Here is a 24231-nt window from a genome sequence, read left to right on the forward strand (position 1 = left end):
GGGAGTGTCATGCGGATCGCTTGCTTATTGGCGGTGTTCGGCCTCGGGTTGTCGACGGCCCTGGCCGCGGGAAGCCCCGAAGATATCGCCCGGCAATGGTGTGCCAATTGTCACCATGCCGATGGCAACAGTATTTCCCCCTTGTTTCCTCGCCTGGCCGGGCAGCAGCCCGCCTATCTGGAGCAGCAGTTAAGGGCATTTCGGGCCAAAGATCGCAGCGACCGATCCGCCCATGACTATATGTGGGGTATCGCCGGCACACTGGACGATGCCACCATCAGTGGTCTTGCTGCCTACTTCGCCGCGCAAAAACCAAGCCTCAACCCCAATCCCGTAGATAGCTCCCTCGTCAGTGCAGGCCACGAGCTGTATCAGAATGGGCGAGCAGACAGCGGCACCACTGCCTGCGCCACGTGCCACGGAGCCAAGGCAGAAGGGTCGGTGATCGCTCCGCGCTTGGCAGGCCAGCATGCTGCTTATATCGTCAAGCAGCTGCATGTGTTCGAAACCAGCCAGCGTCCCTCGGCAACGGCCATGCAGGCCATTATCAAGACCTTGAGCGAGAGCGACATGCGGGCGCTCGGGGCCTATGTGCAAACCTTGCCGTGATGGCATACAGACTGCATCAAGTCAGGGGAAGATTGCACCCAAGGACCAACAGTGCCTCGTGGTTTGAAACTTTAAAACGCTCACGATCCCGTCACTGGTTTAAAGCCAGGCACGGACACGAGTGTGGTGTGACCGAATCCCTGCCGGTAGTCGAGTGCACTGATGAGCCACGGCTGCAGCCGGATAACGAGCGTTTGGCCTGTCTGGTCCTGCGGCACCATGTCCCATACGTTGGAAAACTTTTGCGCGAGCAAACTGACGGCATGAGCGCATTCGGCGGAGTCGTCCGGCAGGATTTGGGCCGTCGCAGCCATTGACAACGCCCTGAGTTCGGGCCAGGCGTTGTACGGCGTATTGATAGTCAGCGACACTTTTTCGCAGAAGGAGATATTGCGAACCTTGCTGCTGTCTCTGGCGGTGGCGAAATAAATCAGGAAATCATCGTTAGCGTAGCTGACGAGATTCGCCTGCGGGTATCCATCTTCCCGGAGAGTCGCCAACGACATGTCGCGGCTCGTTGCCATGATCTCGAGAATGAAGGTCTTGAGTTGCGTATCCATGTTGAAGCTCCTTGATGGCAATCGCGGCAAACAAGATATGGCAGGAAACCGGTCTGCGTGCTGGCGGCCAAGCACAGATCGGTGGCGAGGCTTCGGTAATTCGATGGGCCTTTATGACCAGCGCGCCTTCTCAGGAAAAACGCGCTTGAAATCCACCAAGTTGTGGCCCGGTCATCGTAAAACCCCGTTTGTTCATTGACCAAGTAAATGGAGCGTAGAGTGTCTGATGGCCGATTGCGAGGCTTAGCGCCATTTGAAGGGCTCATATCGACGTCAAGCTGCCATCTACATGAGGTGCCTCGCACGACTATGGGGGCCCTTGGTTCCAACAGGTCACCAATGCTATCTACGATCGCAATTTAAAGAGTCAGGGCAACCCTCATCACCCCCCTCTCGGCCTGTTTGTGTTGAATCCTGAAGCCAAGCGCCTTGGCGAGCGTTAGCATCCGCTCATTTTCCGTCAGCACCTCACCCACCAGTTCAACAGTACCGCGCCACCTACAATAGTCGATGACCTTTGTCAGCAGGACCCCCCCCAGCCCATGTCCCTGTATGCCCGAGCGCACGGCGATGGCGAATTCGGCGGCGATATTGTCGGGGTCTCCCATTGCCTGCACCGTCCCGAGGATATGCTCCTGGCCGGCTGCATCGTGACCGATCGCAACGAACGCCATTTCCCGGTCGTAATCGATCTGTGTCAGACGCGCGAGTTGCGAATGCGCGAGCTGCCTGACCGTGCCGAAAAAGCGAAAGTGCATGTCCTGCGGGGTGAGTGCCATCAGGAACGCGTTGTATTGCGTCTCATCCTCTGGCCGGATCGGACGCAGCAACACGGGGGCCCCATCCCAGACCACGGTTTCTTCCAGTTCCTGCGGGTAAGGCTTGATCGCCAAGCGATCGTGATCGGTGCCCCCGCCCGGCGCGATGACGATGCGGGCATCCAACGCCACCACACCGTGCTCGTCGGCCAACAGAGGATTGATGTCGACCTCTCTCACTTGGGGAAGGTCGCACACCAGTTGCGAGGTCTGCACCAGTGCCATGTTGATGGCTTCGCGGTTGGCCGGCGGCCGATTGCGGTAGCCGTCCAGCAACCGGGCCACGCGAGTGCGGTACACCAGCTCCTTTGCCAGATTGGGGTTGAGCGGCGGCAGGCCAATTGCACGGTCGGCGATGGCTTCGACCGCCGTGCCGCCATGACCGAAAAGAACGACCGGGCCGAAGACGGGATCTGTGGCGGCACCAACGATCAGCTCAACGGCCCCCGAGGTGAGCGGCACCATCCTTTGCACCGTGAAGCCGCTCAGTCTCGAGCCGGGTTGCAGTGCGCGCAGACGCTGTTCCATCATCTTGGCGGCGAGCCTGACCTCTTCCGCCGCCCCCAGATTCAGCGACACCCCTCCCACGTCCGATTTGTGCGTGATGTCGGGAGAAAGGATCTTCAATGCAACGGGCAGCCCCAGTTCCGTGGCGATCCAGGCGGCCTCGTCCGCCGTGCGCGCAATCCGTGCCTCCACGACGGGGATACCATAGGCTGCGAGGATTATCTTCGATTCGGGCTCGTTCAATATCGTACGCCCCTCCGCCTGAGCGGCTTTGATCACGGCCGCTGCAGTTGCGGTGTCAGGCGTGAAATGCTGTGGCACCGATGGTGGTGTCTCCATCAGCAACTCTTGATTACGACGGTAATCGACCACTTGGAGAAAGGCGCGCACCGCCTGCTCAGGGGTATCGTAGGTAGGAACACCAGCTTCGTGAAACAGGCGGCGCGCCGGTTCGACGCTATCTCCGCCCAGCCAGCTGGTGAACACATTACGCGAGGACTGGCGAACAATAGGCAGCACAGCCGTTGCGATCTCAATACTTGGGACGATGGCAGTGGGAGCGTGGATGAAGAGCACGGCCCCGGTGCCAGGGTCATCCATCAATGCCTGCAAAGCCGTCACATAGCGTTCCACCGGGGCATCACCCACGATGTCGACGGGGTTGTCCAATGACGCAGTAGCGGGAAGGCTTTCACGCAAGCGGGTTATCGTCTGTTCGGACAGTGATGCAAGCTTGCCGCCCCCCTGTATGAGTGCGTCGGTCGCCATCACGCCGGCCCCACCACCATTGGTCATGATGACCAGGTTCTCCCCCATTTCCGGACGGGCGCGCGCAAGCGTTTCGACGGCGTTGAACAACTCATCGGTAGAGGCTACACGCAGCATGCCGGCACGACGGATCGCTGCCTCGTAAACATCATCGGCACCGGCCAGCGCACCGGTATGGGATGCTGCGGCCCGAGCTCCCTCCGCGACACGCCCCGCCTTGACTACCACCACCGGCTTGTTGCGCGCAGCCGCCCGCGCGGCGGACATGAACTTGCGCGCGGAGCGGATCGATTCGATGTATAGCAAGATCGCACTCGTCCCTACATCACTGGCCAGATAATCAATCACGTCGCCGAAGTCCACATCCGCGCCATCTCCCATCGAGATGAAATGGGAAAAGCCGATCCCCTTGGACGTGGCCCAGTCCAGCACCGCCGTTGTCAGCGCTCCGGACTGGGAGACGAAAGCGAGCTTGCCGGGCAACGCATGGGTATGGGCAAAGCTGGCATTCAAACCGATGCCGGGAACCAGTATCCCAACGCAGTTGGGGCCCACAATCCGCAACAGGTAGGGCTTGGCCGCGTCCAGCATTGCCGTTGCGAGAGTGCGGCCTCGTCCGTCCTCTGTTCGTGAGAGCCCTGCGGTCAGGACGATCGCCGCCTTCGTGCCACGCTCACCGAGCTCGGCAATCAGGCGAGGCACTGTCCCTGGCGGTGTGCAGATAACCGCAAGATCGGGAGCCTGAGGCAGCGCTTTCACGCTTGCATAGACCGGGATCCCTTCCAGGGTCTGGTATTTGGGGTTAACCGCCATGACGGCCCCGGTGAAGGGCCCTTTGAGCAGGTTTCTCAGTACTGTCGCACCGACACTATGGGCCTTGGCGGAGGCGCCGATGACGGCAACCGAACTGGGCCGGAACAGATGGTCGAGATTTCGGATGGTCATCGTGACCTCCTTGCAGCCCATCATGGCGACGGGCGTTGTATTGCCGGCTAACTAAGAGCCGCTAACAAAACTCAGCGAAGCGGCAGTGCTCGTCGTGCGGCCGCAAACAGTACAAGTAGTACGGCAAGGCCGCATAACAACGCCAAGGGGATTTGGTTAGCGGCTCTAAGCAGCCACGGACAAAAGTGGTTTCGTGCCCCCTGACTCACCGCCGTTGACTTTCCTATCGCTCGAGGACGTAACGGCCGGGCGCCGGGCCCAAGGGGGAATACTCTTTGTCAGGGGCGCCAAGCGGTGGTGGGGCGGCCCGTCCGCTGGAACATTGCTCCAGCCATTCGGCCCATGCTGGCCACCAAGATCCTGCCATGGCCGTTGTCGAATCTACCCAGGTATCTGGATCGATATATTTTTCGCCTGCCGCTCGACGGGCGATGCGGAAGTGCCGGCCGATATGGCCGGGTTCGTTGACGATGCCGGCATTGTGTCCGCCATTCGTCAGCACAAATGTCACGTCGGTCTCGCCAATGAGATTGATCTTGTAGACCGAGCGCCACGGTGCCACGTGATCGCGTTCGGTAGTCACCACAAAGATCGGGGCACGGATATCGCTCAGGACAACTGGAATCCCATCGACCTTGTAGCGCCCCTCGAACAGATCGTTATTGAGAAACAGGCGACGCAAATACTCGCTGTGCATCTGATACGGCATGCGCGTCGCATCGGCGTTCCACGCCATAAGATCGGTCATCGGCTCACGCCGGCCCATCAGGTATTCGTGCACCACGCGCGACCAGATGAGGTCGTTGGAACGCAGCAGCTGAAAGACCCCCGCCATCTGCCGGGTGTCGAGATAGCCATGCTCCCACATAATGTCTTCGAGATAGCTCAGTTGGCTGTCGTCGATGAATAGCGACAGCTCGCCGGCTTCCGTAAAGTCGGTTTGGGCGGCCAGCAGGGTGACCGAATTGAGCTCTGCGTCCCCCCGCCGAGCAAGGAAAGCGGCTGCGATCGACAGCAAGGTCCCGCCCAGACAATAGCCGACGGCATTCACCTTGTGGCCCGGCACGATCGTGCGGACCGCTTCCACCGCGTCAAGCACACCAAGACGCAAGTAATCATCCATGCCAAGGTCGCGATCCTCGGCTTGCGGGTTGTGCCAAGAGATCATGAACACGGTGTGGCCGCGTTCGACCAGATACTGCACCAGCGAGTTGGTCGGTGACAGATCGAGAATGTAGTACTTCATGATCCAGGCCGGCACGATGAGGATGGGTTCGGCGTACACCTGTTCGGTTTGCGGCGAATATTGAATCAATTCGATCAGGCGGTTGCGATAGACAACGCGACCCGGCGTGACGGCAACTCGCCCGCCAGGGGGAAAAGCCTCGGACCCAACCGGTGGCTTGCCGCCAACGGCTCGTTCCCAATCGGCGATTAAGTTGAAAGCACCGTGCACGAGATTCTGTCCGCCGGAACGGACGGTGGTCTCAAGGACCTCTGGATTCGTTGCAATGAAATTGACGGGAGACACCGTATCGAGCAGTTGCCGTGCCACGAAGGACACCACCTGCTCGTGGTGCCGAGAAATGCCCCCTATGCCGGTCGTCGCGTTGTGCCACCATTGTTGCTGCAGCAGGAAGCCTTGGTAGATCAGGTTGAATGGCCAGTGCTGCCAGGCTGCGCCACGAAAGCGCTGGTCTTGCGACAACGGCTCGATACAGCGCGTGCATGTTGGGTCGATGGCTCCCCGCATGGCGTAGACGGCGAACCGGACTGTCTTGCGGACGGTTTTTTCCATGAGCCGCTGCCACTTCCCGGGCGATACCGCGAGGTGAAATGCCCAGTCCGCATAGGCAAGGCCGAGCGCCGCCGGGGATATGCCCCACGTGAACTGACCCATCGTGGCATGTAGCAGGCGGTCGGCGCTCGACGGAGGGTCAATTTCTTCCCGGACTTCGACCAAGGGTGGCACCGCGCCGCTGCGCTGCCTCTCACCTCGAGTGTCGGGTACGGTCAGGGTGGACTGCAGAAAGCTCTGCCAATAATTGAGCCACTCGGTCATCGGACCATGCCAGTCTGGGAAGACGGCCCCCGAGGAGGGTTGTGTTGTATCACCGTTTTTTCCCTCTCGCCTTTCCAACGGCGATACATCGTCTCGACGAAGCTGGGGGGCTACCGGGAGGACGTTTACTGACGTGCTCTGCATGATGAGTTCCTCTGCTGCTGGATACAAACTCGGATTGCGGAGCAGCCGCGTGACCTTCTAAAAATCACGCAACAGCTTTCACATGGCTTTTCCACGGCAGTCGCATGCTACGTCGATGGCCATGCCTGCCGGGAGGGGAAGGCATTCGCTGTCCGAGACGGCAATACTCCTAATAGATAGCAGACTAGAAACGCAGGAGCGGTGGCATCCCCGCTTGTCTGGCTCTGACACTAACTCTGGGTGTCATGCTGGCCCTGACCTGCTGGCACAGCCGCCAAACAGCCCCGTGGCTGACTATGCACACATGGAGTGAGTACGCCGTTGATCCATATCAACTATCAAATGCGCCAGCCTGTCCATACTGATATTGCGTCACATCGATAACGAGCCAGATGGTGGCGGCTCCCTGGTGGGCGCAGCACCGATGAGTAGCCTTGAGTCACCTGCCTGGCGAGGTAGCGCGATGGGTCTGCACCTACTGTTTCTCGGCGGCACCGGTACAGTCACCGGCTCCAAGTACCTGCTGGAGATAAACGGCAAACGTTTTCTGATCGATTGCGGCCTGTTTCAGGGCTGGAAGCTGCTGCGCCTACGCAACTGGTCCCCCTTCCCCATCGATCCTGCCAGCTTGGACGCGGTCATTCTGACCCATGCACACCTCGATCATTCCGGTTACCTGCCTTTGTTGGTCCGAGAGGGGTTTACCGGCCAGGTGTACTGCACATCGGGAACACGCGACCTGTGCGGCATCTTGCTGCCGGACAGTGGGCATTTGCTCGAAGAGGAGGCCAGCTATGCCAATGCGCGGCACTCTTCCAAGCATGATCCGGCTTTGCCGCTCTATACCGAGTTCGATGCCGTCCGATGCTTGCCGCAGCTGCGGGCCTGCCCGTTCGACAGCGAGATCGAGTTGGGTCAGGGCATCACATTACGTTTTCGGCCAGCGGGCCATATCGTCGGCGCCGCGATGGTCGACATCGGCATTGGAGACCGGCACATCTTGTTTTCCGGCGACCTGGGACGACCTGCCGATCTGGTAATGAAACCGCCTGCCCATGTGACTCGGGCGGATTGGCTGTTGGTCGAGTCCACCTATGGAAACCGACTGCACGAACCAGCAGACCCACGTGACCGACTGGGTCAAATCATTCGTCGTACCGTCACGCATTCAGGCGTGGTACTGATCCCGACCTTTGCTGTGGGGCGTGCGCAAAGCCTGCTGTACCTGATCCATCAGCTGAAGAGTTCTGGTGAGATCCCGGCGGTGCCGATCTACCTGAATAGCCCCATGGCCGTTGATGCCACGGAAATCTTTGTGCGCCACCAGGGCGAGCACCGGCTCAGCCCGGAGCAGTGCGAGGTAATGTGTCGTGCGGCCAAGATCATTCAGTCGGCCGAGGAGTCAATTTGGCTCAATGAACAGAAGGGCCCCATGATCATTCTGGCGGCCAGCGGGATGGCTACCGGCGGGCGCATCTTGCACCATCTGAAAGCCTTTGCCCCTGACCCCAGAAATGCCATTGTATTTACGGGCTTCCAGGCCGGCGGCACCCGCGGTGCCGCTATCGTGGCCGGGGCCGACAGCATACGGATCTATGGCGACGATGTGCCGATCCGCGCCCGTGTGGAAAGCCTGGAGAATTTTTCCGCCCATGCCGATGCCAACGAAATTCTAGCTTGGCTGCATGGTTTTCGGACCGCACCGGAGCAGACCTTTGTGGTGCACGGAGAGCCCGATGCCGCTGATGCGCTCAGAAAGCGCATCGCCACTGAGCTGCACTGGAATGTTTGTGTGCCCGATTACCTGCAGCATGTCGAGCTGCCGCTATGAGCCTGTCGACACCCGCCTCTCTGCGCTTTCGGCCACTCGGCATCGACACTTCGGCCGAATACGTGGTCTACATGCATGCTGGTTGTCACATCTGCCGTGCGGAAGGTTTCGCAGCCCAGACTCGTGTGGCCGTTTCTGCCAACGAGCGCACCGTGATCGCGACGCTCAACATAGTGCGCGGCGACCTGCTGGGTATCGATGAAGCCTCGTTGAGCGTCTCGGCACAGTGTGCGCTGGGTGTGCGGGCCGGTGTAATGCTGCAATTCAGCCATGTGCCGGTACTGGCTTCGGCCAGCCATGTTCGCGCCAAAGTCTTCGGCCAGACGCTCGACCGAGCGGCGATGCAGGCCATCGTGGATGATGCGGTCAGCGGCCGATTGTCTGATTTGCATCTGGCCGCCTTCGTGACTGCTTGTGCCGGGGAACGATTAACCTTCGACGAAACCGTCGAGCTCACCGAAGCCATGGTGGCCGCAGGCATGCGGCTTGATTGGCAGCGCCACCCAGTCGTCGACAAACATTGCGTGGGTGGTCTACCAGGCAACCGGACCACTCCGATTGTGGTGGCCATCGTTACCGCCTGCGGCCTGGTCATGCCAAAGACCTCGTCGCGAGCCATCACCTCCCCGGCGGGCACCGCCGACATGATGGAGGTGCTGGCACCGGTCGACCTCGATGCCGACGCAATCCGCCGTGTGGTCGACCAAACGGGCGGCTGCATTGTCTGGGGGGGCGGCATGCAATTGAGCCCGGCCGACGATGTATTGATCCGCATCGAGCGCCCGCTGGATCTGGATAGCGACGGCCAACTGGTCGCCTCCATCTTGTCCAAGAAACTGTCTGCCGGTTCCGAACGGGTGCTGATCGATCTCCCGGTCGGTCCAACGGCCAAGGTGCGTGACGCGGCCGCCGCCGAGCGGCTGACGAATCGCCTGATCGCTGTAGGCACACGGCTCGGCTTGCGGGTGAAGGTACGGCAGTCCGATGGGCGCCAGCCTGTCGGGCGCGGCATCGGGCCGAGCCTGGAAGCACGTGACGTACTGCAGGTGCTCAACAACGACCCACAGGCGCCACAGGACTTGGTGGAGCGGGCCTTGGCTTTGGCCGGCGATGTGCTAGAGCTGGGCGATGCTGTCGCACTGGGGGGCGGTCTCGTGCTGGCGCGGGACACGTTGGAGAGCGGGCTCGCCTGGAAGCAGTTTCAGGCAATCTGCGCGGCCCAAGGCGGGCTGCGTGCGGTGCCACAGGCGCCGCTTTGCCACCTGGTTGATGCACCGCGTGCCGGCGTGGTCGGGGCGATCGACAACCGCGTCCTTGCCCGCATCGCCAAGCTGGCCGGTGCGCCACAGTCGAAAGCGGCCGGGGTCGACCTACTGGTCAAGCTGGCCGAACCAGTCGAGCGGCAGCAGCCGCTCTACGCCATCCATGCCGAGGCCCCCGGCGAATTACATTACGCACTGAGCTACGCCCTGGCCCACCCAGAGGTGATTCAACTGGAGAATTGAAATGGCTGCAGACACCAATGCTCAAATTGTCCTTCTGACTTTTCCCGGCAATGCAGTGGCCGGTGTGGAGCTGGGCGCCAAGCTGGGCGTTCCTTCGCAGCGCCTCGAGCTGCACGCCTTTCCAGATGGAGAGACCCTGGTCAGGCTGCCAAACGAACTGACTGGACGCTGCGTGCTGCTGCTGTGCTCGCTGGACCATCTTGACGGCAAACTACTGCCCTTACTGTTGACCGCCGATGCCGCCCGCGAGCAAGGAGCCCGCCGAGTGGGTCTGGTGGCGCCCTATCTCGGCTATATGCGCCAGGATAGCCGTTTCCATAGCGGTGAGGCAGTCAGTGCACGCACTGTCGCTGCAGTACTGGAGCGCCATGTCGACTTCCTGATCACCGTCGAGCCACACTTGCATCGCATCCACTCCCTGGCCGAGCTCTATCACATTCCCGCCCATGCGGTGTCGGCAATGCCTGCCATCGTCGATTGGATGCGCCGCGAGGTGCGTCAGCCGCTGCTAATCGGGCCCGATCAGGAAAGTTCACACTGGGTCGCCGCCATCGCAGCCGAACTGGAGGCCCCTTACCTGATCCTCGATAAGGTTCGCCACGGAGACCGTGCCGTCGAGATCTTAATGCCAGAGTTGGCGGGCTGGACTGGCCACACCCCGGTGCTACTGGATGACATCCTAGCCACCGCGCAAACCATGATCACTGCCGTGCGACAGCTGAAGCAACATGGTCTGCCCGACCCGGTCTGCGTCGCGGTGCACCCGATCCTGGTCGGTGATGCCCTGTCCGGCCTGTTGGCGGCCGGAGCTGCCAGGGTGGTCAGCTGCAACACCATCGCCCAGCCGAGCAATGCAATCGATGTCATGCCGTTGATTGCGGAAGCGGTGAAACCATTCTGCCATAAGTAGGAAGAAGGCCATGTCTCATCCGACTTGTCCCGACTCGCCACGTCCTCTGACCTCGGTGGAACGTGATGGGCCGCAGTGGATGAATGAGCAAACGGACCCCGAGGAAGGCGGCAACCGGGTTGCCGCCGTCGGGCTGACGCGTTATGAGCGGCAATTGCCAATCCGGCAGATTTCCTATTATCTGTGCGGCGAAATCCGCGAAGCGTTGGCCTACACCGAGTTGTTCAATACCCTATGGACGGCGGGCGGTGCCGATCAGGTGTACTTGCACCTCAACTCCCCGGGAGGTGACTTCGATACCGGCCTGCAAATCATCAATAATATGGTGGCTTCGGAAGCTAGGGTCGTTACGGTGTTGGAGGCTCGTGCCTATTCAATGGCAGCGATGTTGTTTCTAGCTGGCGATGAACTGATTGTGCACGATAACTGCCAACTGATGTTCCATACTTATTCGGGTAGTTTGGTCGGCAAAGGAAACGAGCAGCAAGCGCAGGTGATCGCGCTGGGAAACTGGTTCGAGAAGGTGATGAAGCGAATCTGCATGCCCTTTCTTAGTTCGGCCGAAGTCGCCAAGGTGCTACAGGGGACCGACATCTGGATGGATTCGGATGAGATTCGCCGTCGCCTTGCCCGCCTCAATCAGACCAGCGCCAAGACCATGCGCTCGACGAAACGGGTCGATACCGCCGATGACAAACATGGGCCATCTTCCCCTGGAGAGTGATCATGTACCAGCGCATCCTTGTGCCGATTGACGGCAGCGAAACCGCACAACGTGGCCTGGAAGAAGCCATTGCCCTGGCTAGCCGTCTGGGCGCCAAAATCAGGCTGTTTCATGTAGTGGACTCGCTGGCGGTCTATGTCGGCATGGCCGATCAGGCCGCCCTGGACGAGGGACGCCTCGAATTGCGTGCCGATGGCCTGAAGCTTTTGCAGGAAGCACGGCAACGGGTTGCCGAAACGGGCGTACAAGTCGATGCTCGCCTCCTCGAATGCGCCGCGCCGAGCATAGGTGAACTCATTCTCGATGAAGTGCGTCTCTGGTCCGCCGATCTGATTGTCATGGGGACACATGGCCACAAGGGAATGCGCCATTTGGTGCTGGGCAGCGATGCCGAATATGTGGTGCGGCGTAGTCCTGTACCTGTGCTGCTGGTACGGGCCACTGGCTGATCAGAATGTCGTCAGCACGGCAGCCCCTTGGACCCGTCCGCATCGCAGGTCGAAAAGTGCATGATTGGCGTGCTCGAGAGGGTAAGGCGTAACGTGCACCTGTAGGGGCACCTGTTCGGCTAGGCGGAGAAAATCGAGCCCATCGTCGCGGGTCAGATTCGCCACGGAGCGGATCTGCCGCTCGCCCCATAGGAGGCGGTAGGGAAACGCGGGGATATCAGTCATATGGATGCCGGCACACACCACTACCCCTCCAGCGACAAGATGAGAAAGGGCTGTGGGCACCAGGCTACCTACCGGGGCGAACAATAAGGCTGCGTCCAGCAGCTTGGGCGGAGCCGTATCGCTGTCCCCTGCCCAACGGGCGCCAATGCTCAAGGCGAATCGTTGGGCCTCCCGGTCCCCGGGTCGAGTGAAGGCATATACCTCGCGCCCTTGGTGACATGCTATTTGCGCCACCAGATGCGCGGCAGTCCCAAATCCATAAATGCCCAGGCAATTGGCTTCTTGAGCAAAACGCAGGGCTCGGTAGCCTATCAGGCCTGCACACAAGAGCGGTGCCGCTTCAACGTCGATATAGCGGTCTGGCAAATGAAAACAATAGCGAGCCTCCGCCACTACGTAGTCCGCATAACCGCCTTGCAGTGTAAACCCATGGAAGCGGGCATTTTCGCAGAGGTTTTCCTGTTTGGTTTCACAGAACCGACAGGTACCACAAGTATGGCCCAGCCATGGTACCCCCACTCGCTCGCCGAGCCTGAAACCGGTCACATCGTCACCCAAGGCGACGATGTGACCAACAATTTCATGACCGGGGATCACGGGAGACAGGGCGCCGGTCAACTCGCCGTCGATCACATGCAAGTCGGTGCGACAAACGCCACACGCATGTACCTGGATGAGCAATTGCCCCCGCTGGGGAGTCGGATCAGGCCATTTCTCCAATAGCAAATCCTGTTTGGGGGCGTAGCAGCACATCACCCGCATGGTGATTACTCCTTGGTCGTACCCAAGCTAGCGCTAAGCCCCACCGCTCATGGGCAGGGCCCGCAAATGGCTTGGTAACCGGCTCGGCTGAACGGCATCTAATGCGACATCAAGACCGGGACCGTCATTGACTCCAGTACGGTCTTAGTAGCCCCGCCGAGCATGATTTCAACCAGACGCGAATGACCGTAGGCACCCATTACCAGAAAATCGGCATCGACATCGGCCGCTGTTGAAAGCAATAAGCCACCAACATCATTCACGCCATTGATGTTGGCCAGCAACTCAACCTCGACCCCATGGCGGGCCAGGAACAGAGAAATGTCACTGCCTGGCAGTTCTCCCTGATGACTCAAAAACTGCTTTGCGTTGAAGGTCTGTAGCGACGTTTTCTGCGCTCGCTTCAGCAGCGGCAGCGCATCGGTCAGTGCGCGGATGGACTCTCTTCCAGCGTCCCAGCCAACCAAGGCACGCTTCCCGAACTCTGTGAAACTCCCCAAATAAGGTACGACCAATACTGGACGGCCTGCGCCCAGCACGACAGCCTGCACAAAATCTCTCGGCAGGTTATCAATATGTTTGTCAGGGTTACGTTGGCCAAGAATGACTAAATCATGGTAACGGGCGTGTAAGCAAAGTGCCTCGATCGGGCTGTCGATGCTCTGGCGCCACTCGATATTGTCAATACCAACAGCATGAATGACCTTATCGAAGGTCGCTTTCGCTTGCTTGGCATATTTCTCGGCATATTTTTCGGCTGCCGCTGTGACGTCGTGTAGCGGGGCCTCTGCCATGCTGGCTTCGAGCGTCGGCAGCCACGTGGTGAAGATGCCTGTCAAATGAGCCCCAAAGCGCTGGGCCAATGATGCAGCAAGCTCCACTCTATTGATACAGTCAGGACTGCTGTCCACATGAACCAAAATACTTTGGTAGCTCATCTTGAGTCTCCATCAGATACGGAGATCGGCCTGCGCTGAAGCCGGTCTCCGTAATGGTTTACTGGATCGCGATCTTTTTACTCTGACTGCTTTCTTTCTTTGGCAAGATCAACTCAAGGACGCCGTCATTGTACGTGGCTTTTACGTTGTCTCCATCAATGCCCTTATCGAGGGAAAAGCGACGGAAGAACTCGCCATGTCGGCGTTCGCTGTGAACGACTCTTTCCCCCTCCTTGCTTTTCTTTTCTTCAGTGATCTCAGCTGCAATTGTGACGACGTTGCCATCGACATCAACTTTGATGTCTTCCTTCTTTACTCCTGGCAGGTCGGCTGCGATGCGATAGCTGGTGTCGCTCTCGGAAAGGTCAACCGCAAACCTCATCGGCGAAAAATTGGATGGCCACCAGTTTGCCGGTAGTTGCCAAGGTTCTTGCGAAAAAAAGTTGCCAAACAACTTATGCAGATCTGTATAAAACTTGAAGGGGTCGTATTCTGTGACTTTGCCTTTTTCTTCAGTGGGCGTTATGTTAGCCATTGCGGACCTCCAATAAATAGAACGATTGTATTGCCATGCCGGGACCAATAAGCAAAATACATCAACAACGTAGCCCAGGCTAAAATTAAATATAAACCCAGTTATTTTTTTATACATCGCTATTTCTTGCGGACAATCCGACATAGCGCATGTTTTGATCTGCATCAAGATGGACGAGATCAGCAGGCTGATTAATAAAATAAAACCATCGAAAATAAATAAGAGCTTCTGGCTATCCCCACTGATTTCAGCAAGCCGCTTGACTTACCGTACATCACCGGCAATGCAATGGCCTGAATGAGGTGCTGCTTACCATGTTGGGCAGCCAGTTCGACCAGGAAATCATCCTGAACGAGTCCACTGAAGGCCGTGGGCCGCTGTCGCTGCAGGTGGCAATGGTCGCCCCCATAGCACTGGCGAACTTCTCGAAGCTTGGTACGGCCGGCACTGCGTGCCTTGTTCGGCGCGGTGTCGGCAGGCTTCATGACTTTGGCCGTTGCCAGCCTGCGGCTGTCGATTTCTGGGTAATGACCAGCGAGACTGTCGTCGGTAAGCGGCTGACAAAAAAGGCGGGAATCGGCTAGCATGCCCTTCCCGCCTCTTTAATTGGATCGCCCGCCGGTGACTGCCGCCTTCTCTTTCTTCGCGACCCGTCGCTTTCTCCCGCTGTTCGGCACCCAGTTTCTCGGGGCGCTGAACGACAATCTGCTGAAGACCGCGATCGTGGTGCTGATCAGCTTCCACGGTCTGACCGCCGCCGGCATGCCGCCGGAGCAGCTGGTGAACCTGGCGGCCGGGCTGTTCATCCTGCCCTATTTTCTGTTTTCGGCGACCGCCGGTAAGGTGTCGGAGAAGTTCGACAAGGCACGGGTCGCGAGGATCATCAAGCTGGTCGAGATCGGCATCATGCTGATTGCTGGCACTGGCTTCTTCATGAAGTCGGCAGTGCTGCTACTGATCGCGCTGTTCATGATGGGGGTGCATTCGACCTTCTTCGGCCCGTTGAAATATTCGGTGCTGCCGCAATACCTCGGCCGGCACGAACTGATCGGTGGCAACGGCCTGATCGAGATGGGCACTTTCCTCGCCATCCTGATCGGCCAAATCATCGGCAGCCTGATCACCGGTGGCGGAGCATGGGCCATGGCCAGTGCGACGCTGGCGGTGGCGCTGCTAGGCTATTTGTCGAGCCGCTTCATGCCCAAGGCGCCGGCGCCGGCGCCGCATATCAGGCTTTCGCCCAACGTGGCAAAGGACTCGGTGACACTGGTGCGCGAAGCTTGGGCAATCCGTGATGTACGTGCCGCCATCCTTGGCATTTCATGGTTTTGGCTGATGGGCGCGGTGTACACGACGCAGCTGCCAACCTTTACCCGCCTGCATCTAGGGGGCGACGCCACCGTTTACACGCTGATGCTGGCATTGTTTTCCATCGGCATCGGCCTGGGTTCGGTGGTGTGCGCCAAGCTGTCGCGTGGAGAGCTGCAACTGGGCCTGGTACTGGTCGGCAGCGCAGGCATGACGGTGTTCGGGCTGGATCTGGCACTATCGTCGTTGCCGCACTACCATGGCAAGCTCTATACCTTGGCTGAATACATGCTGCTGCCGGGCCACTGGCGCGTGATCGTGTCGATCACCATGCTGGGTTTTTTCGGCGGTTTCTTCACCGTGCCGCTCTATACCTGGCTGCAAACGGCCAGCCCCGAAGCGTTCCGCTCGCAGGCGGTGGCGGCCAACAACATCATCAACGGCTTCTACATGGTGGCCGCTGCGATCGCCAGCGCGGTGGCGCTGATGCTGTACGACAGCATCGCGGTGCTGTTCCTTGGTGTGGCAGTGCTGAACATCGTGGCGACGCTGCACCTGTTAAAGGCAGGCCCGGCAATCTGGTCCTCGCGCGGGGGGGGGCGGCCGCGCGCCTGCCGCCCCCATCACCCCCCAAAACAAAAGGCCAACCTTGCAGGGTTGGCCGAACGCTTTTATAGCGACGCTCTACTTAGACCGCCAGCTTCGCCGCCGCATCGCGCAGCGCGGTGCGCAGTCCTTCTTCCACCACCGGGTGGTAGAACGGCATCGCCAGCATCGCGTCGATGCTCAGCTGCGACTGGTAGCTCCACGCCAAGAGGTGGGCGATGTGTTCGGCGCGCGGGCCGATCATCTCGGCTCCGAGGAAGCGGCCGGTCGCCTTGTCGGCGTAGACGTGCAGCAAGCCCCTGTTCTTCAGCATCACGCGGCTGCGGCCCTGGTCCTCGAAACTGACCTCGCCCACCGCGATCTCGTTGGCATTGAGGTCGGCGAAGCGCTGGCCAACCATCATGATCTGCGGGTCGGAGAACACCACCGCGATCGGCGCACGACGGTTGAGCGGCAGCACTTTAGGGTACCGCGCGGCGTTCTCGCCGGCGGCCTTGCCCTCGTCGGCGGCCTCGTGCAGCAGTGGCAGCACATTGTTGGCGTCGCCGGCGATGAAGATCGGCGACTTGCCACACTGCAGCGTGTCCGGGTCGAACAGCGGCACGCCGCGAGCATCACGCGTCAGCGAGGTATTTTCCAGGCCTAGGTTCTGCACGTTCGGGCTGCGACCGGTGGCGGCCAGCACGTAGTCGAACGACTCAGTCACCTCCTCGCCGTTGAGATCCACGAAGCGCAGCACCGCCTTGTTGCCGTCACGACGCATCTCCTTCACGTCGGCATCCGGTGCAAGGTAGAACTCCTGCTGGAACGCAATGCGGGCGTAGTCACGGATGGCCGGGTCGGACAGTGGGCCGACGCCGCCGCGCACACCAAACACCTTCACCCGCACGCCGAGTCGGGATAGCGCCTGACCAAGCTCCAGGCCGATCACGCCCGGGCCGAACACCGCCACACTCTCCGGCAGCGCCTCCCAGCTGAACACGTCGTCGTTGACGATCAGCCGGTCGCCCAGCGCCTTGAACGGACTCGGGATCGCCGGGCTGGAACCGGTGGCAATCACCACGCGGCTGGCGTGCACCCGGGTATCGTCCACTTCCAAGAGGGTGTTGTCGACGAAACGGGCGTAGCCTTCCAGCTTGTCCTCGGCCGGGATACCGTCCACGCCGCGCACCACGAAGCCGACGAAGCGGTCGCGCTCACGGCGCACCCGGTCCATCACCTCGCGGCCGTCGATGCGGATCTCGCCATCAACATGCACGCCGAACGGTGCGGTGTGGCGAAGCTCGTGCGCGGCGTCGGCCGCAGCGATCAAGAGCTTGGACGGCATGCAACCGACCCGGGCGCAGGTGGTGCCATAGGCGCCGCCCTCGATCACGACGGCGGTTTTGCCAGCCGCCTTGGCGGCGCGGTAGGCGGCAAGACCGGCGGTGCCGGCGCCGATCACGGCGATATCGACATGCAACTGCTTCATGGGGTGTCCTTTCTGTGTGGTTCACACGGAGACGGCACGGCTCTTGCCAAAATACGTCTCGTCTCGATGCGGAAAAAAAACGGGCCGGTTACCCGGCCCGGCAATCGGACGGCCCACCGGGGCCGTTCAGCCGGCGACGTCAGGGTAGAAGCCGCCGGAACACGGGATGTTGCTTACGCCTTGAAGTAGGTTTCCAGCTCGTCGGCGCTGCCGATCAGCTGGCCGTTAATAAACACCTGCGGGGCAGTCATCTTGCCGGACACGGCGCCGAGCACCTTGCCACGGATCTTGTTGTCGAGCGGCACATCAACGTAAGCGAGGCCCTTGTCTTCCAGCAGCGCCTTGGCGCGGGCGCAGTGTGGGCAGCCGACCTTACTGAACACCACCACCTGATCCGGCTTTTTCGCGTCCTTGTTGATGTAGTCGAGCATGGTGTCGGCATCGGACACCTTGAATGGGTCGCCCGGCTCTTGTGGCTCGATGAACATTTTCTCAATCACACCGTCCTTCACCAGCATCGAATAGCGCCAGCTGCGGCGGCCGAAGCCTAAGTCCAGCTTGTCGACCAACATGCCCATGCCTTCGGTGAAGTCGCCGTTGCCGTCCGGCACCATGGTGATGTTTTGCGCTTCCTGATCCTTCGCCCATTCGTTCATCACAAAGGTGTCGTTGACCGACACGCACAAGATGCTGTCGACGCCGTTGGCGGCGAAGGTCGGCGCCAGTTCGTTGTAACGCGGCAGGTGGGTGGACGAGCAGGTCGGGGTAAATGCGCCCGGCAGCGAGAACACCACCACGGTCTTGCCTTTGAACAATTCGCCGGTGCTGATGTCTTTCCAATCGTTGCCGACGCGGGTGTGGAAGATGACGTTCGGTACGCGTTGGCCTTCACGGTTCTGCAACATGGTTTGCTCCTTCACGGTAGTGATTTGGGCGACGTTATTCGTCAATCGATGGAGCAATTTTGATAGCAAAAGACAAACAGCTCCAATTGATTGTTCAAACGAAATTGATTGCAATATGCTATTGTCCATTGTGAGCGATAGCCCCCCCACTCCAACCTTTTGTCATTTCGAACGGATTTTTCCCGTCACAAGCCTGCTGGGATCGGCTGGGTTTTTGTATAATTTGAGATAGCCACGGCAACAATGCCGTCCGAGCCAGCGCCACGCCGCTATTCATGCCGCACGCTGGCGAACGCGCCACCGGTCGCCCCTGCGACCTCCCCTCGGCCCGTGAATGCACGGCCGACCAGATGCTGTCAGACGTGCATGAATGCACGTGATGACTTACCGATACGGATACTGTGATGTCGACGTTTTTCCGAATGCAATTTCTTCCCGCATTGATGGCAGTGACTTTGGCCGCACCGGCGTTTGCCGCGGTAGACGACCAGGTGATCGCCGCTCGCGATGCTTGGCGCCGCAACGACATCGCCACCCTAAACAGCATTGCCGCTACCATTACGCCGGGCCAGACGCTGTCCGCTTACCCTGCCTACTGGGCCGCGCTGAAGGCGGTTGACAGTGACGACGACGTGCAGCCGCAGGCCTTCCTGAACAGCCAGCCGGATAGTGCGATGACCGAGCGGGTGCGCAACGAGTGGCTGAAAAAACTCGGCAAACGAGAGGATTGGGTCACTTTCAGCCGTGAGTGGCCCAAGCTCGCTCCCGAGGGTAGTGACGAGGAAAGCCGTTGCTACAACGACCTCTATGCGCTGCGCCAAGGCAGGTCCACTGCTAACTACGACGCCTTCCTTGCCAGTCGTCAGATCCCGGATGGCTGTACCACTCTGATCGTTGCCGCCGCCAACAAGGGTGTGCTTAGCCAGGACTGGGTGCTGCGCCGGGTGCGCCTGCTCCTGGCCGCCAACTATCTCACCGCAGCCCGCCAGTTGGCCGCTATGACGCTGCTGCCGGTGGATCTGACCCAGCTGTCGCGCAGCTATACCGACCTGTCGACCAGTGGTGGTCAGGAAGCGGTGCTGTACGATATTGTCAGCCGCGCGCGAGGAGGCAACATCGATGGCGCGGCCAGCCAACTGTTGAGCGTGCAGAATCAACTGAGCAAGGAGCGTACCGCCTTTGCCTGGGGGCAGTTGGCGCTGTTCTCTGCCAAGAAGCTGGAAATGGGCCAGGCTCTGCAATGGTTCGACAGGGCCGACCCCAATCAGCTGACCGATGAACAATGGGAATGGTGGGGCCGCGCCGCGTTGCGTACCCAGCAGTGGCCGACCCTCGACCGGGTGATCGCCCAGATGCCCGACCGATTGTCTAGCAGCAACACCTGGCAATACTGGAAGGCCCGCTCGTTGAAGGCCCAGGGGCGTGAAAACGAAGCCCGTCCGTTATTCGCCAAGGTGAGCAACTCGGGGCGCAACTTCTATGCCTTGCTGTCGCTCGACGAGCTGGGCACCTCGATGGCTTCGGATAGCCGCACAGAGAAGGCCTCCGGCAAGGAGGTCGCCGCGGTGGCCGCCGAGCCGGCCGTTCAGCGTTCGCTCGCTCTGTTCAACCTGTCCGAGAACTATCGCAAGCCAGAGCTGCGCGAGGACGCGCGCCGAGAATGGCGCTGGGCGATGCGCGGCAAGTCCGACCAGCAGCTACTGGCAGCGGCGGAGCTAGCCAAGCAGCAGAGCTTCCTCGACATGGCGATCTACAGTGCCGACCGCACCGTCAATGTGCACGACTACTCCCTACGCTACCTGACCCCGTATCGCGACATCACCCATCGCTACGCCAACCTGATCGGTGTGGATGAGGCTTGGGTGTATGGTCTGATTCGCCAGGAAAGCCGCTTTGTTTCGGTGGCGCGCTCCGGCGTTGGAGCGTCGGGCCTGATGCAGCTGATGCCCTCCACCGCCAAGTGGGTAGCCGGCAAAATCGGCCTGGGCAGTTATGCGGTGAACAACATCGACACTAATATCCAGATGGGCACGTGGTACCTCAGCTATGTGCTCGACAAGCTCGGGCAGGAAGTGCTTGCCACCGCCGCCTACAACGCTGGCCCGAGCCGAGCCAAGGCTTGGCAGGCCGATGTGCCGATGGAGGGGGCGGTCTACGCCGAGACCATCCCATTCACCGAGACGCGCGAGTACGTGCAGAAGGTGATGACCAATGCAGCCTACTACGCCAGCGGCTTCGGTGAAGGCCCGCAGTCGCTCAAGCGCCGCATCGGCATCATTCCAGCCAAGTAAGCCGCCATGTAACGAGGAGACTCAATGAGACGACAACGCATCGCCGTGATCGGCGGCAGCGGCTTCATCGGCACTTACGTCGCCGAGCATCTGGTTCGCAAAGACGTCGAGCTAACCATAGCCACTCGTTGGCGCGAGGCAGGCAAGGCGCGACTCGCTCTACTACCCAAGGTTGAGCTCACCCCGGTCGACACCACCAACCAGGCCGCGCTGACCGCGCTGTTGACCGGGCATGATGCAGTGGTCAGCATGGTCGGCATCCTGCACGGTAGCCGGCGTGATTTCGAGAGCGCCCATGTTGAACTGGTCGATCGCATCGTCACCGCTTGCCGGACCAACGGCATCAGCCGCCTGGTGCACATTAGCGCGCTCGGCTCCGATCCAGAGGGGCCATCGCTCTACCAGCAGAGCAAAGGACACGGCGAGCAGGTGATCATGGCGAGTAACCTTGACTGGACCATTTTGCGCCCCTCGGTCGTGTTCGGCCGCGGCGATAGCTTCCTGACCATGTTCGCGCGTCTGGCCAAGCAGTTGCCTGTGCTGCCGCTTGCCGGCGCCAGTACCCGCTTCCAGCCGGTATGGGTCGACGACGTTGCGCGCGCGGTGGTTGCCTGTCTCGAGCGGGACGCCACAATAGGCCAGAAGCTTGAGCTGGCCGGGCCGAAGGTCTACACATTGGCCGAGCTGGTCGACTATATCGCTCACCTCACCGGCCATCCGCGCCCGATCATCGGCCTACCCGCTCCACTCGCTTATCTGCAGGCGGCGCTGATGGAGCTTGCACCGGGCAAGCCGCTGATGAGTCGCGATAATGTGCGCTCACTCTCAGTCGACAACGTCAGCAGCTCGCCCTTTCCAAGCGAGCTGCTCGGTTTTGTGCCGACCGCGCTCGAAGCGGTGGTACCGGGCTACCTGGCCGGTGACGAGTTCAACGCGACGCTAGCCCGCTACCGCGAGAAGGCGGGGATACGATGAAGGCTTACATCGTCGGCGGCGCCGTACGCGACCGACTGCTCGGCCTGCCGGTGCGTGACCACGACTGGGTGGTAGTCGGCACCACACCCAAGGAGATGCTCGACGCAGGCTTCCTGCCGGTCGGCAAGGATTTCCCGGTGTTCCTGCACCCGAAGACGCAGGAGGAATACGCGCTGGCGCGCACCGAGCGCAAGACCGCCCCCGGCTATCACGGTTTCAGCTTTCATGCGGCGCCGGACGTGACGCTAAATGACGACTTGGCGCGCCGCGATCTGACGATCAACGCGATGGCCGAGGACGAGCATGGCAATGTGATCGACCCGTATCACGGCCAGGCAGACCTCGAGGCACGTGTGCTCCGCCATGTCAGCCCGGCGTTTGCCGAAGATCCGGTGCGCATCCTGCGCCTAGCTCGCTTTGCGGCACGCTTCGGCTTCGAGACCGCGCCGGAGACGCAGGCGTTGATGCGACAGATGGTCGAGGCCGGCGAAGTCGACGCGCTAGTGGCCGAGCGGGTTTGGCAGGAACTGGGCAAGGGCCTGATGGAGGACAACCCATCGCGGATGTTCCGTGTGCTGCGCGATTGCGGTGCGCTAGCGCGGCTGATCCCGGAGCTCGACGCGCTGGCCGGCGTGCCGCAACGCGCCGACTATCATCCCGAGATCGATACCTTCGAACACGTGATGCTGGTGCTCGACACCGCCGCCAGACTCAACGCGCCGCTGCCGGTGCGTTTTGCTGCGCTGTGTCATGATTTCGGCAAGGCCTTGACGCCGGCCGACATCCTGCCGCGCCATCACGGCCACGACGCGCGAGGCGAGAAGCCGGTACTGGCGCTGTGTGAGCGCCTGCGCGTGCCGACCGACTGTCGCGACTTGGCACGCCTTGTCACGCTATATCACATCATCATCCATCAGGCCGGTCAGTTGCGCCCGGCGACGGTGCTAAAGCTGTTCAAGGAGACCGACGCGCTGCGCCGCCCCGAACGCTTCGGCCAATTGCTGTTGGCTTGCGTTGCCGACGTGCGCGGCCGCCTGCACCGCGAAAACGCCGACTACCCCCAGGCCGACTGGCTTACGGCCATGCTGACCGCCGCCCGCGCGGTCGATGCCGGCGCTATCGCGCTGGCGCAGCAAGACAAGCGGCAGATTCCGGCGGCGGTCGATGCCGTCCGCGTCGCCGCCATCGCTGCCTGCAAGGACAGCCTCGATCTCACCTGTGATGCCCACTGAATGACTTCCCTCTTCCAACTGAAATCGACGCTGATGCGTGGCGGCACCAGCAAGGGCCTGTTCTTCGCCAGCCATCAGCTACCCGACGACCCTGCTTTGCTCGAGCGTCTTTTCATCCGCGCGCTGGGCAGCCCCGACCCCTACGGCAAGCAGATCGACGGCGTTGGCACCGGCATCTCCACCACCAGCAAGGTGGCTATCATCGGCCCGTCCGCCCGGCCCGACTGCGACATCGACTACCTGTTCGGCCATGTTGCAATCGGCGAGGCCCGTGTCGACTGGTCGGGCAGCTGCGGCAACCTGACCGCCGCGGTGCCGCTGTTTGCACTGATGGAGCGGATTATCCCTGTGAAGAACGGCCTGGCTGAGGTGCGTATCTGGCAGGCCAATATCGGAAAGAAGATCATTGCGACGCTCGAGGTTCGCGACGGTGAGCCGCTGTGGGTTGGCGAATATCACATCGACGGTGTCGCCTTCCCCGGCGCACCGGTGACGCTACGTTTCATCGACCCGGCCGGTGGCGCGTCGGGCAAGCTGTTTCCGACCGGCCGGGTATGCGAAGAGCTGACGCTGCCAGACGGCGAACACCTCTCCGCAACCTTGATCGATGCGGGCAACCCAACCGTGTTCGTGCGCGCGACCGATCTGGGCCTTTCTGGTTTCGAAACGGCCGAGCAGTTGTCGTCCGAAATGCTGACGCGTCTCGAAGCGCTACGTGCCGCTGGTGCGTTGGCGATGGGCTTGGTCGACTCGCTGGAGGCCGCAGCGGCGCAGCCCGCCACACCTAAGATCAGCTTCGTCGGCGAGGCCAGCGATGAGGGTTGTGCGCTCAACGGTCGCATCCTGTCGATGGGCAGGCTGCATCACGCCTACACCGGCACCGGCGCCATCGCGCTGGCCGCCGCCGCAGCTATCAAGGGTACGGTGGTCGCCGAGACGATCGGCCAGCCGTGGCGCGGCAAGCCGCTGACCTTCAGCCACGCCAGCGGCCGGCAGACGCTGGAGGCACTGGTATCGCGCCAAGGGCGCGGCTGGCGCATCGACGAGGTGGTCATGACCCGCACCGCGCGACCGCTGATGCGTGGTGAGGTGTTCATTCCGCTCGATTGAAAACCTCGCGTTGCCAGGATCAGCCTCGCTGGCTTCTGTTG

Annotated in this window: 19 protein-coding genes and 1 pseudogene; 11 read left to right on the plus strand and 9 right to left on the minus strand. The window is 60.8% G+C overall.

Going from position 1 to position 24231, the window contains the following annotated elements; translation table 11 throughout:
- The first annotated feature begins 9 nt into the window (after positions 1 to 9).
- Positions 10 to 609 carry a c-type cytochrome gene (locus QU481_RS01165; protein ID WP_289828034.1) on the plus strand — a complete coding sequence of 200 codons (600 nt, stop codon included), beginning with the start codon at positions 10 to 12 and terminating at the stop codon, positions 607 to 609.
- An 80-nt stretch (positions 610 to 689) separates the two neighbouring features.
- Here QU481_RS01165 and QU481_RS01170 read toward each other — a convergent pair whose 3' ends face one another.
- The 3 genes from QU481_RS01170 to QU481_RS01180 form a co-directional block, all read right to left on the minus strand.
- Entirely contained in the window at positions 690 to 1169 is a 480-nt protein-coding gene (locus QU481_RS01170; RefSeq protein WP_289828035.1) for a pyridoxamine 5'-phosphate oxidase family protein, read from the minus strand.
- A 359-nt stretch (positions 1170 to 1528) separates the two neighbouring features.
- Entirely contained in the window at positions 1529 to 4207 is a 2679-nt protein-coding gene (locus QU481_RS01175) for a bifunctional acetate--CoA ligase family protein/GNAT family N-acetyltransferase (RefSeq protein WP_289828036.1), read from the minus strand.
- Between the two features lie 223 nt (positions 4208 to 4430).
- Positions 4431 to 6269 (minus strand): PHA/PHB synthase family protein, encoded by a 1839-nt coding sequence (locus QU481_RS01180; RefSeq protein WP_289828037.1) that lies wholly within the window; start codon positions 6267 to 6269, stop codon positions 4431 to 4433.
- Between the two features lie 607 nt (positions 6270 to 6876).
- Here QU481_RS01180 and QU481_RS01185 point away from each other — a divergent pair.
- Genes QU481_RS01185 through QU481_RS01205 form a run of 5 tightly spaced genes read left to right on the plus strand, consistent with a single transcriptional unit; the run spans position 6877 to position 11832 of the window.
- A complete protein-coding gene (locus tag QU481_RS01185; protein ID WP_289828038.1) occupies positions 6877 to 8244 on the plus strand; it encodes an MBL fold metallo-hydrolase RNA specificity domain-containing protein in 1368 nt (455 codons plus the stop codon).
- Positions 8241 to 9749 carry a thymidine phosphorylase family protein gene (locus QU481_RS01190; protein WP_289828039.1) on the plus strand — a complete coding sequence of 503 codons (1509 nt, stop codon included), beginning with the start codon at positions 8241 to 8243 and terminating at the stop codon, positions 9747 to 9749. The genes QU481_RS01185 and QU481_RS01190 overlap by 4 nt, the downstream gene beginning before the upstream one ends.
- Before the next feature lies 1 nt (position 9750).
- The gene (locus QU481_RS01195) at positions 9751 to 10659 is read left to right on the plus strand and encodes a ribose-phosphate diphosphokinase (RefSeq protein ID WP_289828040.1); all 909 of its coding nucleotides are present in this window, start codon (positions 9751 to 9753) and stop codon (positions 10657 to 10659) included.
- A gap of 10 nt (positions 10660 to 10669) precedes the next feature.
- Positions 10670 to 11383, plus strand: coding sequence for a Clp protease ClpP (locus QU481_RS01200; RefSeq protein ID WP_289828041.1), 714 nt, complete (start codon positions 10670 to 10672; stop codon positions 11381 to 11383).
- A gap of 2 nt (positions 11384 to 11385) precedes the next feature.
- Positions 11386 to 11832 (plus strand): universal stress protein, encoded by a 447-nt coding sequence (locus QU481_RS01205; protein ID WP_289828042.1) that lies wholly within the window; start codon positions 11386 to 11388, stop codon positions 11830 to 11832.
- Here QU481_RS01205 and QU481_RS01210 read toward each other — a convergent pair whose 3' ends face one another.
- The 4 genes from QU481_RS01210 to QU481_RS01225 all read right to left on the minus strand — a co-directional run bounded on the left by QU481_RS01210 (position 11833) and on the right by QU481_RS01225 (position 14879).
- Positions 11833 to 12819: a zinc-dependent alcohol dehydrogenase family protein gene (locus QU481_RS01210; protein ID WP_289828043.1), complete on the minus strand. Its 987-nt coding sequence runs from the start codon at positions 12817 to 12819 to the stop codon at positions 11833 to 11835. It lies immediately after the preceding gene.
- Positions 12820 to 12917: 98 nt separating this feature from the next.
- Positions 12918 to 13757, minus strand: a complete 840-nt coding sequence (locus QU481_RS01215; protein ID WP_289828044.1) for a universal stress protein — start codon at positions 13755 to 13757, stop codon at positions 12918 to 12920.
- 58 nt (positions 13758 to 13815) lie between these two features.
- Entirely contained in the window at positions 13816 to 14292 is a 477-nt protein-coding gene (locus QU481_RS01220; RefSeq protein ID WP_289828045.1) for an Hsp20/alpha crystallin family protein, read from the minus strand.
- A gap of 191 nt (positions 14293 to 14483) precedes the next feature.
- On the minus strand, positions 14484 to 14879 hold the full coding sequence (locus QU481_RS01225; RefSeq protein ID WP_289828046.1) for a hypothetical protein: 396 nt from the start codon (positions 14877 to 14879) through the stop codon (positions 14484 to 14486).
- 34 nt (positions 14880 to 14913) lie between these two features.
- Between QU481_RS01225 and QU481_RS01230 the strand changes: the two are divergent.
- Positions 14914 to 16191, plus strand: a pseudogene (locus QU481_RS01230) (MFS transporter); the annotation flags it as partial.
- Positions 16192 to 16288: 97 nt separating this feature from the next.
- Here QU481_RS01230 and QU481_RS01235 read toward each other — a convergent pair.
- A complete protein-coding gene (locus QU481_RS01235) occupies positions 16289 to 17677 on the minus strand; it encodes a dihydrolipoyl dehydrogenase (protein ID WP_289828047.1) in 1389 nt (462 codons plus the stop codon).
- Positions 17678 to 17850: 173 nt separating this feature from the next.
- Positions 17851 to 18582 carry a glutathione peroxidase gene (locus QU481_RS01240; RefSeq protein WP_289828049.1) on the minus strand — a complete coding sequence of 244 codons (732 nt, stop codon included), beginning with the start codon at positions 18580 to 18582 and terminating at the stop codon, positions 17851 to 17853.
- 422 nt (positions 18583 to 19004) lie between these two features.
- Here QU481_RS01240 and QU481_RS01245 point away from each other — a divergent pair, with 422 nt between their 5' ends.
- Genes QU481_RS01245 through QU481_RS01260 form a run of 4 tightly spaced genes read left to right on the plus strand, consistent with a single transcriptional unit; the run spans position 19005 to position 24190 of the window.
- Positions 19005 to 20873, plus strand: coding sequence for a lytic transglycosylase domain-containing protein (locus QU481_RS01245; RefSeq protein ID WP_289828050.1), 1869 nt, complete (start codon positions 19005 to 19007; stop codon positions 20871 to 20873).
- Between the two features lie 24 nt (positions 20874 to 20897).
- A complete protein-coding gene (locus QU481_RS01250; RefSeq protein ID WP_289828051.1) occupies positions 20898 to 21848 on the plus strand; it encodes a complex I NDUFA9 subunit family protein in 951 nt (316 codons plus the stop codon).
- Positions 21845 to 23080, plus strand: coding sequence for a multifunctional CCA addition/repair protein (locus QU481_RS01255; RefSeq protein ID WP_289828052.1), 1236 nt, complete (start codon positions 21845 to 21847; stop codon positions 23078 to 23080). The genes QU481_RS01250 and QU481_RS01255 overlap by 4 nt, the downstream gene beginning before the upstream one ends.
- Positions 23081 to 24190, plus strand: coding sequence for a 2-methylaconitate cis-trans isomerase PrpF family protein (locus tag QU481_RS01260; protein WP_289828053.1), 1110 nt, complete (start codon positions 23081 to 23083; stop codon positions 24188 to 24190). It begins immediately after the preceding gene.
- Positions 24191 to 24231 lie beyond the last annotated feature (41 nt).

This window comes from Crenobacter oryzisoli (assembly GCF_030385785.1).
GTDB lineage: Bacteria > Pseudomonadota > Gammaproteobacteria > Burkholderiales > Chromobacteriaceae > Crenobacter_A > Crenobacter_A oryzisoli.